At 49.6% G+C, this 15,057-nt stretch carries 12 protein-coding genes; 9 read left to right on the forward strand and 3 right to left on the reverse strand.

Annotated elements, in window-relative coordinates:
* Positions 1-21: 21 nt before the first annotated feature.
* Complete coding sequence (locus QQL62_RS06880; RefSeq protein WP_284377158.1) at positions 22-1,932, reverse strand: ABC transporter substrate-binding protein; 1,911 nt, start codon at positions 1,930-1,932, stop codon at positions 22-24.
* A gap of 337 nt (positions 1,933-2,269) precedes the next feature.
* Between QQL62_RS06880 and QQL62_RS06885 the strand changes: the two genes are divergently transcribed.
* From QQL62_RS06885 to QQL62_RS06905, 5 genes are all read left to right on the forward strand, one after another.
* Positions 2,270-3,253: an ABC transporter permease gene (locus QQL62_RS06885; RefSeq protein WP_284377159.1), complete on the forward strand. Its 984-nt coding sequence runs from the start codon at positions 2,270-2,272 to the stop codon at positions 3,251-3,253.
* A gap of 46 nt (positions 3,254-3,299) precedes the next feature.
* Positions 3,300-4,394 (forward strand): ABC transporter permease, encoded by a 1,095-nt coding sequence (locus QQL62_RS06890; protein WP_284377206.1) that lies wholly within the window; start codon positions 3,300-3,302, stop codon positions 4,392-4,394.
* A 12-nt stretch (positions 4,395-4,406) separates the two neighbouring features.
* Positions 4,407-6,149: an ABC transporter ATP-binding protein gene (locus tag QQL62_RS06895; protein ID WP_284377160.1), complete on the forward strand. Its 1,743-nt coding sequence runs from the start codon at positions 4,407-4,409 to the stop codon at positions 6,147-6,149.
* Positions 6,150-6,270: 121 nt separating this feature from the next.
* Positions 6,271-8,880, forward strand: a complete 2,610-nt coding sequence (gene acnA / locus QQL62_RS06900; protein ID WP_284377161.1) for an aconitate hydratase AcnA — start codon at positions 6,271-6,273, stop codon at positions 8,878-8,880.
* Positions 8,881-8,976: 96 nt separating this feature from the next.
* Entirely contained in the window at positions 8,977-9,687 is a 711-nt protein-coding gene (locus QQL62_RS06905; protein ID WP_284377207.1) for a GntR family transcriptional regulator, read from the forward strand.
* On the opposite strand, the gene QQL62_RS06910 is transcribed toward QQL62_RS06905, so the two are convergent.
* On the reverse strand, positions 9,684-10,550 hold the full coding sequence (locus QQL62_RS06910) for an amidohydrolase family protein (RefSeq protein ID WP_284377162.1): 867 nt from the start codon (positions 10,548-10,550) through the stop codon (positions 9,684-9,686). The two genes, QQL62_RS06905 and QQL62_RS06910, sit on opposite strands and share 4 nt — an antisense overlap.
* Positions 10,551-10,632: 82 nt before the next feature.
* Between QQL62_RS06910 and QQL62_RS06915 the strand changes: the two genes are divergently transcribed.
* From QQL62_RS06915 to QQL62_RS06930, 4 genes are read left to right on the forward strand one after another with little or no spacing between them, the layout of a single operon-like run.
* Positions 10,633-11,553: an SMP-30/gluconolactonase/LRE family protein gene (locus QQL62_RS06915; RefSeq protein WP_284377163.1), complete on the forward strand. Its 921-nt coding sequence runs from the start codon at positions 10,633-10,635 to the stop codon at positions 11,551-11,553.
* 38 nt (positions 11,554-11,591) lie between these two features.
* The gene (locus tag QQL62_RS06920; protein ID WP_284377164.1) at positions 11,592-12,134 is read left to right on the forward strand and encodes a TRAP transporter small permease; all 543 of its coding nucleotides are present in this window, start codon (positions 11,592-11,594) and stop codon (positions 12,132-12,134) included.
* On the forward strand, positions 12,131-13,450 hold the full coding sequence (locus tag QQL62_RS06925; RefSeq protein WP_284377165.1) for a TRAP transporter large permease: 1,320 nt from the start codon (positions 12,131-12,133) through the stop codon (positions 13,448-13,450). Before QQL62_RS06920 ends, QQL62_RS06925 begins: the two co-directional genes overlap by 4 nt.
* 45 nt (positions 13,451-13,495) lie before the next feature.
* Positions 13,496-14,497, forward strand: a complete 1,002-nt coding sequence (locus tag QQL62_RS06930; RefSeq protein WP_284377166.1) for a TRAP transporter substrate-binding protein — start codon at positions 13,496-13,498, stop codon at positions 14,495-14,497.
* 270 nt (positions 14,498-14,767) lie between these two features.
* On the opposite strand, the gene QQL62_RS06935 is transcribed toward QQL62_RS06930, so the two are convergent.
* On the reverse strand, positions 14,768-15,057 hold a 290-nt coding region (locus tag QQL62_RS06935), incomplete at its 5' end, for a hypothetical protein (RefSeq protein ID WP_284377167.1).

Genomic DNA, 15,057 nt, shown 5'->3' on the forward strand with positions numbered 1-15,057 from the left:
ACCCCTTAACTAACCGGAAGGTTATTTTTTCCAATACCAAGCTTGTGGCATAAACACATTGGCCGGGCTTGGGAACTGGCCTGTACTCTTCATACCCTCAAGGATATTCATCAGGCCATTTTTGCGCACGCCATAGGTCGATGCGTTTTGGGCGATTCCAAAGGCCTCGAATTGATCTGCGGCAATGTCAGCCAATTGATGATACCGACGGATTTGTTCTGCAGGATCAGCTGTGGCATAGACAGTTTCCCAAATCCGGTAGCGTTCCATCACATGCTCGGGGGGCTTGATGCCGTCCTGACCATTGGTTTGGTACCATGCAGTCCATAGTGGGGCGTGACGAGAGCTGCTATCAATCGGCAATAGCGCTGAGGGCAATTGACCAGGTAGCCAAGTAGCGTTCCCACTGTCGGCGGTCATATCATGATCACCTTGACGCGACCGTTGACGATGAACCGAACGATCTACCACGTTAAGGTCAATTTGGATGCCTAGCACCTCTTCCCATTGTGGCTTAACAATAGTCATCATGTCGATGATGTGTGGATGCCCATTGCGAATATCAATCAGAAACTTCGCTGGGCGCCCATCGGACATTAGACGAATGCCATTCTCATCACGATCCTTAAGGCCAAGGCTGTCTAGCAATTCATTAGCGCGATCGGGATCATAGTCTAGGTACTGAGTAGAAATTCGCTCATGATGTAGCGGGCTATCTTTGAAGGGGCCCGTTTGCCATGGAATACCTACACCCAACAGTGCTGTATCGATCACCTCTTGCCGATCTGTACCAATTGAAAGTGCTACGCGGAAATCACGTTGATTGAACAACGCATTAACCACAGGGTCCTTATGGTTTAGGTTGGGCTGAATCCAGTTATAGCTCCCACCTGCCGCAGTGACTTCGTACAATTGATAGTCCCCAGCTTCGCGGTTTTCGGCCAGCACGGGGCGGTTGCCCGGCGCATCGATTCGGCGATATTGAAAATCAAAATCCCCAGCAATTGCGGCGATCAGCATTGCCTCGGCATCCTGATAAATGGTTGCTTCCATTTTCCCGATATATGGGAGTTGGTTACCTGCTTCGTCGACTTGCCAGAAGTAAGGGTTGCGTTCGAACAACACGCTTGTCGTCCCACCACGTAAAGGGCTCGTCAATATCCAAGGATCAAGTGCTGGGCGTTCTGGGTTGATCCAGCGGACCTCGTCACGAACATCCCCGCACTTCTGATACATCAACTCCTGCCATGACTCGAGGCCGGCTTCGGCAACCACCGTATCAATATTGTCGTTATAGCTTGGGTGGAATTGGCTGCAGTAGTGCTTGGAGTAGTGGTTCAGCCGCGCGCCCTCTTCGCGGGCCATTTGGCCAAGGAACCCGCCATTGGGATGTTCGAAGCGGATAATGAAGGTATATTTGTCGACTATTTCTAGACTTAGGGGTTTGCCGCCAGACTTGTACCGAGTAGAAATTTCTTCCCAATCTGGATTTAGAAGCAAGTCGTTTATACTAAACGCAATATCTTCCGAGGTAAAATCATGACCGTCAGACCATTTCATACCTTCGCGCATATTGAACGTGAATTCACGGGCATCTTCAGAAACAGTGTATTCTCGTATGACGTTTGGAACCAAATCAGAAAGATTATGATGCCAACGCACCAAACCATTTGTTCCGACCGCCTGTCGAAGAGTACCCTCATCTGATACGCCACGCATGCCGAACCGTATGGTGCCGCCATATGTTCCTAGCTCGCCATAGTTGATCACCTCGGGCTGTAGAGATGCGCGCTCTTCTACTGGTGGTAACGTCTTCGCCGCAACCAATGCCGCCAGCTCTGGCGCTTCGCCAGTCGCTTGCGACATAGCGCTGTTTGGCATTGACGCCGTAAGTGCGACTAATACTAGCCCACTTTTGATTTTATTCCTCATTCGTTTCTCCCTTAATATCTATTGTCGGCTCGCCTAAGCGAGCTAGACCTCCCAATTGGCCGACAAAGAGTTGCTTTTAACTCACTTGGGTTAAATTCCGACTTTAAGGCCGCGGTTACGGCGCAAAGCCGTCCCCAAGTACAGCATGCAATCCGATTTTGGTTTTTACAAGATAAAAATGCAACTTAGCTATCGACATAGTATTTTTACGCGTTATTATAAAAGGTTAACTACCAGAGTTTTTCGTAATTTTGCTTTTTGATTCATTTAAAGCCAAATTGGAGGACGAGAGATTTTGGGGGATTTTTACGCGTGATAACGCAATAAGGGAGGCGAAATGTACGCATATATCTTGCGAAGGATAGCTTGGTCGATCCCGTTTTTGTTTGCCGCCTCGTTTCTAGCGTTTACCATTATTCAATCACCGCCAGGCGATTATGTGGAGAGCTATGCAGCCAAGCTTGAGGCTGATGGCAGACAGGTTGATGAGGCTCGCCTGCGGTCCTTGAGGGATAGATTTGGGCTCGATGAGCCGTTTCTGGCGCAGTATTGGAAATGGATTAGCGGAATTGCCAAAGGTGATTTTGGACTATCCTTCCAGTGGCAACAGCCAGTGTCCGAATTAATTGGGGACAGGATGATACTGTCCGTCATTCTTGCGACATCTACCCTTTTATTCACATGGGCAATCGCGCTCCCGATAGGAATTTACTCTGCAGTAAAGCAATATAGTTGGGGGGACTACTTCTTTAGCATTATCGGCTTTATTGGGTTGGCCACTCCGAATTTTCTAGTGGCTCTTATTTTAATGTATGTAGGTGTTGTTCACTTTGGCACAAACGTAACGGGGCTGTTTTCCGCTGAATACGTCAATGCCAGTTGGTCTTGGGATAAATTCGTAGACCTAGTGAAGCATTTGATTATCCCCGTTGTGATCATCGGCACATCAGCAACAGCCAGCCTAATCCGTATTATGCGGGCCAATCTGCTGGACGAGCTGTACAAACCATATGTCACCACCGCACGCGCCAAAGGCCTAAGCGAATTTAAAACAATCATGAAATATCCGGTAAGAATTGCTCTGAACCCATTTGCGTCAACAATTGCATGGGTGTTCCCGCAAATCATATCCGGTTCGACCGTCGTGGCTGTCGTATTGTCGTTGCCAACTGTTGATCCGCTGATGCTCGACGCACTCCTCACCCAAGATATGTATCTCGCTGGTGCTTTCATCCTGCTTCTAAGCGTCATGTCCATCATCGGGATGATCGTGTCAGACATTGTTCTGGCGATGATCGACCCTCGTATTCGGTATCGTTAATATGTCCAACACTGTAGATCACATTGACCCACGTCTTCCTAAAGACATCGCAGAGGCGTCTCAATGGCAACTAATGTGGCGCAAATTCAAGAAGCACAAACTGGCGTTAATCAGTTTGTACTTCGTCGGCTTTCTTTATGTAATTGCGGCATTTGCAGAATTCTTTCAGCCATTTGACCCGGAGGTCACATCTAGAAGAGACGTCTTCCATCCACCACAGGCAATTAAATTCCTTGACCGAACCGAAGATGGCACGCGTTTTCGCCCCCATGTGCTGGGCACGACACTGTCGCGTGATCCTGAAACTCTGGCGACCTCTTATGAAATTAATGCAGATGAAAAAATCTACATTTCCATTTTGGGAAAAACAAAACCCTACAAATTAGCAGGATTCATTCCAATGTCGCGGCGCATCATCGCGCCAACAAAGCAAGGCGAACGGTTTTACCTGTTCGGTGGCGACAGACTAGGCCGTGACATGCTAAGTAGAACGATAGCGGGCACGCGGATTTCAATGTCTATTGGTCTGGTTGGCGTGGCAATGAGCCTGTTCTTGGGAACGCTTATCGGCGGAATGGCTGGATACCTAGGCGGCTGGATAGATTCCGTCTCAACGCGTGCGATCGAATTGATCCTCTCAATGCCTACGATCCCAATCTGGCTAGGATTAAGTGCAACAATCCCAGCCGATATTGACCCGTTGATGCGGTATTTTGCGATCACTGTGATCCTGTCATTGATTGGTTGGACAGAACTGGCACGCGTGGTTCGGGGGCGCTTTTTAGCGCTTCGTACCGAAGATTTCGTAACCGCGGCCAGGCTTGATGGCGCCAGACCACGCAGGGTCGTGTTCCGACATATTATGCCATCGTTGATGAGCCACATCATCGCATCGGTCTCGCTCGCGATCCCTGCAATGATCCTTGCGGAAACGTCTCTTTCATTCCTCGGACTAGGCCTGTTACCACCGTCGATCTCTTGGGGCGTGCTCTTGAAAGAGGCTCAGAACATCCGGTCAATTGCACAAGCACCTTGGCTGTTTACACCCGGAGTATTCGTCCTGTTTGCGGTTCTAGCACTGAATTTCCTCGGTGATGGGCTTCGTGATGCGGCGGACCCTTACGCACAAGATTTAGGATAGGAAAAGCAAAGCATGACACAGCAACAGGCGTCAGCAAATCGCCCCATCCTCGAAGTCAAGAACCTTGTCACCGCGTTTGATACACGCCACGGTACGTTCACAGCCGTCGACGATGTATCGCTGGAACTTGTTCCTGGTGAAACCCTTTGCTTGGTCGGCGAAAGCGGATCCGGCAAAAGTGTTCTTTCTCGCTCGATCTTACAGCTGGTCGACCGCCCCGGTCGGATCGTGTCAGGTGAAATCTTGCTACACGAGGCCCATCCTGACCCCAAGCAAGACACCACAACCGAATTGGATCTGGCAAAGCTTGAACCGCGCTCTGGTATAATTCGCAATATTCGCGGACGTGATATCGGGATGATTTTTCAAGAACCGATGAGTTCGCTGTCGCCGGTGCACACCATCGGCAGCCAGATTTCAGAAAGCCTGAAACTTCATGAAGGTTTGAACAAAAAACAGGCCCGCGAACGCGTGATTGAAATGCTGCGCCGCGTAGAGATTCCCAACCCCGAACGTGCAATCGACCAGTACCCATTCGAGTTTTCAGGCGGAATGCGTCAACGGGCAATGATCGCAATGGCGCTTGTGTGCAATCCCAAGGTACTCATTGCCGACGAGCCGACAACAGCCCTAGATGTTACGATTCAGGCCGAAATCCTTGATCTGTTAGAAGAGCTAAAAACCCAGAACAATATGGCAATTCTATTCATCACCCACGATATGGGTGTTGTTGCGGAAATCGCGGACAAAGTAGCGGTTATGCGATACGGCAAGCTGGTCGAGAATGGAAATGTGAAAGACGTCTTCGCTAATCCCCAGCACGATTATACAAAATCTCTGCTGCAGGCGGCCCACCAAACCCAATTGCCCTCCACCGAACGCTTAGCGATGAGAGAAGAGCGCCCCCTCGGTGATCCAATCTTAGAAGCCAAATCATTGCGCAAGGAATTTTATGGTAAAACGGGTCTTCTTGGCATGAAGAAGACCACGTTGGTGGCCGTAGATGACGCTAACTTCACTTTGCGAGAGGGCGAGAGCCTTGGTATCGTTGGTGAAAGCGGCTCTGGAAAAACCACTTTGGCACGTTGCATTCAAAGGGTTCTATCGGTCAATTCGGGCGAACTTCACTATACCGATCGCAGCGGCGCTTCTACTGAAATCACCCAATTGGATGACAAACAGCTTCAACCGACATGGCGCGATATGCGCACCGTGTTTCAAGATCCCTTTGCCTCACTCAACCCAAGAATGACTGTTTCCCAAATTATTGGTGAATGCCTTTTGCTAAACGGCATGCACTCAAAGGCAGACAGGCGCGCTCGAATACTGGAATTACTAGATCTCGTCGGCCTGCCTTCTTCGGCTATGGAACGCTTCCCCCATGCCTTCTCTGGTGGGCAACGCCAACGCATCAGTATTGCGCGTGCCATTGCACCCAACCCACGCATTGTGATCGCAGACGAGGCCACCTCGGCGCTTGATGTTAGCATTCGTATTCAGATTATGGATTTGTTGCTTGATCTTCAGAAACAACTGAACCTCAGCTATATATTCATTAGCCACGATGTCGGCTTGGTTCGCTTCTTCTGTGATCGGGTTCTAGTGATGTACAAGGGCCAAATCGTCGAATCTGGTGATAGCGAACAGGTCTGCACCAAACCAAACCATGAATATACCCAAGCTCTACTATCCGCCGTTCCAATCGCCGATCCCACCCAGAGGGGGCAACAAAAAAGAGTCCGCTATCAGCAATGATCAGCAGACGATGGGCGTGCCCCTTGCCACAGGACATGCAAACCGCATAGCCTGACCAAGTCGTATAGCAAATCTTTCACTTATCTAGGCCACTATGGTTTAAAACTGGCAACACTTAATCATGCATAAACCGCAACGCACACAGGCAAAGCAATCTACCCCTAATCACACAGATATCGTTGGTATTCTTGGGGCCAGAACCCAAAACCTACCCCATGTTTTACGCCTACTTTCGGAAAATCACCTGCGAAATGGCGGTGATCCAGATAGTCTTTTGGACAGTCTGGATAGTTGGCTTGAAACAGGAAAAGGCACCTCTGAACTTTTCTTTCGCCCCAATCGAATTTTGATGCACGATACCACCTGCACACCTGCACTTGCCGATATAGCGGGGTTGCGCGATGCACTGGCAGAGGCGGGTCAGGATCCCAACCTGCTGACACCATCACTGCCGGTAGAGGTTTCCGTAGACCATTCTCTTGCCGTGGATACCTATGCACGGAAAACTGCGTTCGAAACGAACAGCAGAAACGAAATCGCCAGAAACAAAGAACGCTATGCGTTTATGAAATGGGCCTCGCAAAACATGGCTGGTGTTCGGGTAAATCCACCCGGAACGGGGATTATGCACACGATAAATCTTGAACAATTGGCAACTGTTATCGTGGTGCAACAGGATGGTTTGATGCATCCGGATATGCTTTTGGGTACGGACAGCCATACCCCGATGATAAATGGGATCGGTGTTTTGGGCTGGGGTATTGGTGGGCTTGAAGCCGAAAGTGTTATGTTTGGCCAGTCCGTCTCTTTGGCACTTCCCCAAGTTGTTGGCGTAGAGCTTACGGGAACCTTGCCCGCGGGAACGATGCCCACAGATTTGGCCTTGGTCGTGACGCAAACCCTTCGAGAGGTTGATGTTACGGGATGTTTTGTAGAGTTCTTTGGTCAGGGCGTTAGCTCCTTGTCCGCTGACGCACGTGCAGTGATTGCAAATATGGCTCCAGAGTACGGCGCTTCCACAGGTTTCTTTCCTGTGGACAAAACCACGACCGATTATTTGCACCGTACCGGTCGGGATCCGAAGACTGTTCAAATGATAGAACCGCTGTTTCGGAAAATGGATCTTTGGTTTAATCCAACGCACCGGCCGAAATTCAATCGAACAGTCAAAATCGAGCTTGATCAGATTGGCACAAATATTGCCGGCCCTCGCAGACCCCAAGACCGGCGGCAGCCAAAGGATGCCACCCATGGGGTAGAACAAGCGATTGGCCGAGAATTGGCAACAGAGGTCGTCAAAGACGGATCGGTTCCCGATGGTGCAATCGGTGTCGCCGCTATCACCAGTTGTACGAATACATCTGACCCGCGAATGCTCATTGCGGCAGGATTGCTTGCGCGCAAGGCGCGCCGCTACGGTCTGACTCCCCCCGCTTGGGTTAAAACCTCTCTCGCACCGGGCTCTCCCTCAGCGCGGTCTTTTCTGCAACGTGCGGGTTTGATGCCTGACCTTGCTTCCGTTGGATTTGATATTGTCGGATTTGGGTGCACAACCTGTATTGGAAATTCTGGCCCCCTACCACCCGTGGTAGAACAAGCCCTGGCCGATGGTAAGGCGATCAGCGCAGTTCTTTCGGGGAACCGAAATTTTCCAGGACGAGTGCACCCTAAACTGGATCTGGGCTACATTATGTCACCGCCCTTGGTTGTGGCCTATGCGATCAAGGGTGATTTGCATGGCAATATTTTACAAGATCCTATCGGTGCTGACACGAACGGCAGAGACATTTTCCTTTCTGATCTATGGCCCACAGAAGACGAAATAGAAGAGGCTCTCAAAATTGGCTTCAGAACCGAAGATGTACCACGTGATTTCGAGCAATCTTGGAAAAACAAACAATGGCAGGACATAAAATCTGCCACCGCAGCCCAGTTTCCATGGGATCCAACCTCGCGTTATCTACGGCGACCCAAGTTTGCTTCGCTAAACGAGAAATCGCGCTTGGGGCACTATAGTGCCGCACCTTTGATGGTATTAGGCGATGATATGACCACCGATCATATTTCGCCCGCTGGATGGGTCGATCCGACAGACGAGGCCGGTCAATGGCTGATAGAACGCGGTGGAGACCCAAGTGATTTGAATGTTTACGCGGCCTATCGCGGAAATTGGGAGGTGATGCTGCGCGGTCTGTTTACAAATCGTTTGGCTACAAACTACCTTTCGGATGGATTGGCCCCGTCTCATACGGTCTTGGAAGACGGCAAATCACGCCCTGTCTTCGAGGCCGCTGCTATACTTGAAACTGCCGCCCAACCTACCGTCATTCTCGCAGGAGCCCGCTATGGTATGGGATCAAGTCGCGACTGGGCCGCCAAAGGCACTGCTTTGCTAGGGGTGCGCGCTATTATTGCCAACAGCTTTGAGCGCATACACCGAAGCAATCTGATCGGTATGGGGGTATTGCCCTTGCAAATCACCGACGACTTTATCGCACACAAAGCAGGGCTAACCGCTTTTGATCGGGTTGAGGTGTCAATTGACGAGAAATCTCTTTGCCCTGGGCTAACCACAGAATTCATTCTGCGGCACAAGGACGGGGAAACAACACGCGTGAGCGCTCAGGTAGCGGTGGAAACATGGCAAGAGGTTGAAATCTTGCGATGCGGTGGGATTTTGCCCTCAATTCTACAACGTATGGATACACGCAAGCAATCCCATTCAAAATGACTATATCTTTCCAGCGATTTTGATAATATCAGCTAAAATTCAACAAATTCAGGAAACTGGAGTTATCTCATCGCTGGCGGCACCGCAAAACAGAAGATTTATGACCACTTCATGGATCAACTTAGATCCAATGAGCTGAAGGTTGGTGAGCGCCTGCCCACAGAAAAGCAAATCGCCCAAACCTTCAAGGTTAGTAGATCCACCGTTCAAGCGGTGATGACACGATTGGCGCTTGAAGGCGCTGTTCGTCGACAAGCGGGCCAAGGGACATTTGCTTCCCGTCTTGATGATGACATGATGGTGCGCGTCGATTTGGATATTCATAATATTCAGTCATTCGAGAGCGAAATGGCCGTATCGGGCGATCACGTTACATATAAACTGATTTCATTTTCACGTGGCAAGGTTCCCGCCATGGTAGCTGGAAAACTTGGTATCGAAAATGGCACCGAGGTGAATACCCTAGAACGACTGCGTTTGGTTTCAGGCGATTGTATCGGTTCCGAGGTAAGGTATTTCTCGCCTGAAATAATCCTAAACGTGTCTGCGCATGATCTGGAAACGCAAGGCGGGCATGACCTGATCGAACAAGGCCTCGGCCTGAAAATCAAACGGATTGATGCGGCGCTACGGGCTGTTAAGGCCTCTGAGGATCAAGCCGACCAGATGGGCATTTCTGTTGGTGCGCCATTATTGGTGCGTTCTCACACATTATATTCTGAAGATGACAAGATCATTCTGCATGGCGAATCCTACTATGTAGAGCCGTTTTCTTTCCGATATACAGCCACTGTCAGAAGCACCTAAAACCCGTATATTTCCTTCGAAGTACCGTAGGTGATGTTTCTAAATTCAGCTTCACTGCGGCACCATTCCCTGATGTAGCCAAGCGATTTTGCATCGTCAATTTCCATGAATGGTTCGATCTCAGACAAAGGACGCGCCGCGCGTTCGGACGATTTTCCCGTATGTGGCCAATCACTGCCCCATACAATTCTGTCCTTAGCTGCATCAAATAATGCCGGAATGAACGGCTCCATAGCCACTGGCGTATCCGCATAATCCGTGGCCCGAACCGACCCAGAAACCTTTAGCACTACATTAGGTAGCACGAGCACCTCTTGAAGCCCGTCTAAAGTACTGGAAAAATTTGGATCACCAATTTTCAAGCCTGCAAAATGATCCAGAATGGTCAGTCGGCCAAGCCCCCTTATTGTGTCTTTCAACTCAACAATCACATCTGCTGGTAAAAATATCTGCAAGGCCATGTCCGTGCCCGATAACCGATCCGCCAGCTGCTCTAGCTGCCTTCGCGCAGTATCAATCCCTGTTTGCCCGCTGGTTTTTAAATTCGCACGCACACCACGCACACCAGAATGCCACAGCGAGCTGACGAATTCAGGGGCTGTTCGTTCCGGGTCTATCACCGCAATCGCACGTGCTACATCCTGGCCTAATATCTCCACAGCTTGAACAGTGGCTTGATTGTCGGCGCCATATGGGCTGGGCTGCACAATAACCACCTTGTCTGCCCCGATTCGCAGCATGTGATTTCGTAGATTTTCAGCCGTTGCCTCACCAGGTGTATAATTTCTTTTGGTGGCATATGGGAACTTTTTTGGTTCAAAAACATGAACATGAGCGTCGATAATACCCAAAGGAGTAGTCATTTGATATTTCCACCATACATTTTGATTGCATCTTTAGTTTAATTGCTTTTATCATAGCAAAAATGCAAATCGAAAGTGCAATATGTTCTTTTCACCACCAACAGAGCTTACAGCAGAAGTATTCGCCCAAGTCCCAAAAGAGCTTGCACCTAGTGGCTGTTCAGATTGGGGGGATGTTCAGCACCCAGGAAAAAAATTCCGAGCGTTTCTCGAAGGCCCCTCCTTTGATCGAGATGGCAACCTATTTTGTGTAGACATCTGTCATGGTCGCATATTGCGATGTGATCCCTCGGGCGAGTTTTCCGTCGCCGCGGATTACGACGGAGAGCCAAATGGCCTAAAATTTCACAAGGATGGGCGCATATTTATTGCCGACCATGCGCATGGTATCATGGTGATGGACCCCGTATCCGGCAAGGTAGAGCCATTCCTTACGCGCCCTAGACTCGAGCGTTTTCACGGTGTGAACGATCTGCATTTCGCTTCGAACGGGGATTTGTATTTCACCGATCAAGGTCAAAGCGGACTGCAATCAGCGCATGGTCGTTTATTTTGTCAACGCCATTCCGGTGAACTGGAATGCCTTATCGATAACATCCCCAGCCCAAACGGCTTGGTCTTGAACGAAGATGAAAGCCAGCTCTACCTCGCCGTTACGCGCATGAATGCTGTTTGGCGGGTCAGGTTTCTCCCCGGTAGCCGGACCGTCGTCAAATCGGGAACGTTTATTCAGCTTTCTGGTGGATTGGCGGGCCCTGACGGTTTGGCGCTGGGAGCAGGAGGAGAGCTTGTTATTGGGCACATGGGTTTAGGAACTGTTTGGGTGATGTCGCGGCTTGGCGAGCCCTTATATCGCATTCGATCGCCAAAGGGGATTTTAACCGCGAATTGCGCCTTTGGTGGGCCTGACAATCGGCACCTCTATATTACGGAGGCCGAGAGTTCTTCTATCCTGAGGGTGGAATTGCCGATTACAGGTCAGAAAATGTTTGCCCATGCCTGAGAAAGTGCACCCACACCAGCCGCTTTTAGGAGGAAAAGATGCTAAAGAAATTTGATGGTTTGCTCAGCGTTATCGAAACTTGGTTTATGGTTTCATTGTTTTTGCTGGGCCTCGCTTTAGCAACGCTACAAGTTGTTCTGCGTTATGTGTTTAATACCGGAATCCACTGGCTTGAAGCAGGGCTTGTTACTGCGCTTATATGGGCGATGTTGTTTGGCGCCGTTCGCGCGGTTCGGGATGGATTTCACCCAAGAGTTGACCTTGTCCCCAGCCTAGCGTCACCCAAAGTTAGGGCCGTTTTGAATTTTATTGGCATCGGTTCTGCATTCGCACTCTCGACCTATGTTCTGATCGATGCTGTGTTTTATGCCAAATTTATAAACATGATAAATGTGCTGCATCCGGAACTAGAAATAAAAATGGTCTATCCGTTTCTAATTGTTCCAATCATGGCCGCACTGATGACCCTTCGCTACGCACTGGTTCTCTATACGCTTTGCTTCAATCCCTCTGCGACATCTCCTGACGGACAATATCGTGATCACATCGGCGCTAAGCCTACAAAAGGAGTAGTCGAATGACCGTTCTCGCCCTCGTCGTCATATTTTTTGCACTCATCATCGTAGGCGCACCTATCGCGGTTGCACTCGGCGGTTCGGCATTGATTGCATCCTTCCTCTTTTCGCCAATTCCTGATGGGATTACCGGACAAAAATTCTTTGCAAACCTGAACCACTTTACCTTGATGGCCATTCCGTTCTTCTTCTTGGCCGCCGGTCTGATGGAACGGGGGGGCTTGGTGCAACGATTGGTTGGTTTTGCTCAGGCGCTGGTAGGCCATCTACGTGCTGGCTTGGGGATGACAACGGTTCTTACTTGTATCTTCTTTGCCGCGATTTCTGGGTCCAGCCCAGCAACCGTCGCAGCTGTCGGAAACATCCTCTACCCTTCACTAAAGAAGGAAGGATACTCAGATAACTATTCAATAGGGGCCTTGGCTACATCTGGATCCATCGGCATTCTGATACCACCTTCGATCCCGTTGATCCTCTACGGATTTGTAACCGAAACGTCTATCCCAGACCTCTTTTTGGCGGGGATCATTCCTGGAATCCTATATGGTACATTGTTGCTGTTTACAGCGCGTTTTCTTGCCGTGAAGGAGGGGATAAAAGTACGCCCCAAGGCAAGCCGCAAAGAAGTCAAAACCGCATTTAGATCAAGCCTACCTGCTCTTTCATTGCCATTGTTTATCGTGGTTGGCATCTATGGCTTTCCCGAGTTCAACCTATTTGGGTTTTACTATGATGGTGGCGCGATATTTACCCCCACCGAAGCCGCGGCCATTTCTGCGGTATTGGCCATGGGTATCGGATTTTTCATCTACAAAGAACTATCCCTAAAGGAACTCCTGACCGTTACTGCAGAAACAGGCCCGCGCGTTGGCATGATTTTCTGGATCACCGCAAATGCATTGTTGTTTGGGTTCTTCTTAACCAAGATCGGCGTTCCCGCTGCAATGGCACAGTTTGTACTGGATATGAATGTATCACCGATCGTATTTTTGCTCTGTGTTAATGTGCTGCTGGTGATCGTAGGGTTCTTCTTAGAAGGTGTGCCCACCATATTGATCTTTTCGCCATTGTTGGTGCCGGCCGCCGAAAGCCTAGGCATCGATCCCGTGCACTTTGCGATCATCATGGTCGTCAATATTGAGCTCGGATTGATCACGCCACCAGTGGGCATCAACCTATTTGTCGCAAGCTCGATTTCGGGCCTGCCTGTCATGTCAGTCTTCAAGGCCACATTACCTTGGATGATTGCCACAATCGTCACGCTTATGATCGTGACGTTTTTCCCACCGCTGTCCCTGTTTTTGCCAAATTTAGGGCAGTGACGGCCTTTGAAAACCGAAACACACATTATCTGAGGAGGAGAAGATATGTTTCTTAACAAAATACAAGCTGCGACCGCAGTCCTAGCGCTAGCTTTGACCGCAACGGCCGCATCGGCAGAGATCAAAATGATCATGTCTAACGACAACAATAACAAGGGGTTGAAGGGGCAAACCTTTGACTATCTCGTTGCCAATTTAGAAGAGCGCCTAGGCGATAAAATTGACGTCGAGATGCATCACGGCGGAACCCTGTTCGACCAACAAAGCCAAATTCAAGGTTTGCAATTGGGCGGTGCGCATATCATTTCGCCAACCGCTGGTATCTATAGCTCGGTGAACCCCAAGGTTGCCGCCCTACAGTTGCCATTCTTGCTAAACACTCCCGAGAAAATCCAAGCGGCCGTCGCAGACCCAATAGTACGCGATGCAATCATGCCTGGACTGAACAACCAAAACATCGAAGTGGTGGCCGTTTGGATGAACGGACCGCGGGATCTTGGCTACAAAGGGAAAGACCCCATTCTGTTACCTACCGATGCCAAGGGGCTAAAGGTACGTGTTCAATCCGCACCGATCTTCGTTAAAACATGGGAAGCAATCGAGGCCAACCCAGTAGGTATTAACTGGTCAGAGGCACCAACAGCGTTGCAACAAGGCGTTATTGATGCAGGTGAGGTTACTCCTAACTCTTGGCGTGGCTCTTCTACCTATCAATTCGTTGATCACATCACGATGACAGACCATCAGTATTCTTTCTACTTGGTGGGTGCTAACAAACAGTGGTGGGATAGTATTCCAGCATCAGAGAAAGCAGAAATCAACGCAGCCTTAGCTGATGCAACCAAGTGGAATATGTCAAAAAACACCGAAATTAACGGTGCAGCTGCCGAATTTATGGCCGGCGAGGGTGTTGGCATTCACTACCTATCCGATGAACAGCGCGCCGCATGGGCCGAAGCAATGAAGCCAGTATGGCAAGAGCTTGGTAATGGTCTGGTAGGCGACGATGTAATGAATCGTCTAAAAGAAATCGCTGGCGTAAACTAAACGTCAACTCATACATCGGCAGGGAGGCTATTGCCCCTGCCGATGTATTACTTTCAAAAACACCTAGTATCACCTTTGAACATCCCTTAGCCCGCTTCTGCCGCGCCCAATGCTTAGGTGACTCTGTCCCGAACAGAAAAATGTCGATTGCCCCAGTATTTGACATCTCTACGATCGGCTCAAAATCCATTCCTTCCCCATAGAACAGATAGTATCCTATCAAAGCCCCAGAGACGGCTCATTTCGTTCTGTGAAAAGTAGATCTCCCCCCTAGCGCAAAGAGTGAGTGGCGACAAACGCACTGTCAGGGCCATATGAAACTGTCATTGGCCCAGTCATGGGAACTCCACACAAGATAAGCTGGGCGTTTCTGCTAAGGAGAGCATCTGGCTCTGCCACGGTTTGATGTAATTCCATGAGTTCATCGATACCGCGTATACTTTGAATCCAATGGTTTTTTGCTTCCATTGTTCGAGTATTTTTTAACCCGGTTGTTCTTTCACAGGCACCGTTAGATCGCACTATGAATTCAAGTAACGGGGCGCTGGGGGCATAAAAAA

This window comes from Amylibacter marinus (genome assembly GCF_030160015.1).
In the GTDB taxonomy this organism is placed as follows: Bacteria; Pseudomonadota; Alphaproteobacteria; order Rhodobacterales; family Rhodobacteraceae; genus Amylibacter; species Amylibacter marinus.

What these genes read in the sequence shown, in the direction of transcription:
- QQL62_RS06930 (WP_284377166.1), top strand. Translation starts at nt 13,496, where the DNA reads ATGTTTCTTAACAAAATACAAGCTGCGACCGCAGTCCTAGCGCTAGCT.
- QQL62_RS06880 (WP_284377158.1), bottom strand. Translation starts at nt 1,932, where the DNA reads ATGAGGAATAAAATCAAAAGTGGGCTAGTATTAGTCGCACTTACGGCG.
- QQL62_RS06910 (WP_284377162.1), bottom strand. Translation starts at nt 10,550, where the DNA reads ATGACTACTCCTTTGGGTATTATCGACGCTCATGTTCATGTTTTTGAA.
- acnA (WP_284377161.1), top strand. Translation starts at nt 6,271, where the DNA reads ATGCATAAACCGCAACGCACACAGGCAAAGCAATCTACCCCTAATCAC.
- QQL62_RS06915 (WP_284377163.1), top strand. Translation starts at nt 10,633, where the DNA reads ATGTTCTTTTCACCACCAACAGAGCTTACAGCAGAAGTATTCGCCCAA.
- QQL62_RS06920 (WP_284377164.1), top strand. Translation starts at nt 11,592, where the DNA reads ATGCTAAAGAAATTTGATGGTTTGCTCAGCGTTATCGAAACTTGGTTT.
- QQL62_RS06895 (WP_284377160.1), top strand. Translation starts at nt 4,407, where the DNA reads ATGACACAGCAACAGGCGTCAGCAAATCGCCCCATCCTCGAAGTCAAG.
- QQL62_RS06925 (WP_284377165.1), top strand. Translation starts at nt 12,131, where the DNA reads ATGACCGTTCTCGCCCTCGTCGTCATATTTTTTGCACTCATCATCGTA.
- QQL62_RS06885 (WP_284377159.1), top strand. Translation starts at nt 2,270, where the DNA reads ATGTACGCATATATCTTGCGAAGGATAGCTTGGTCGATCCCGTTTTTG.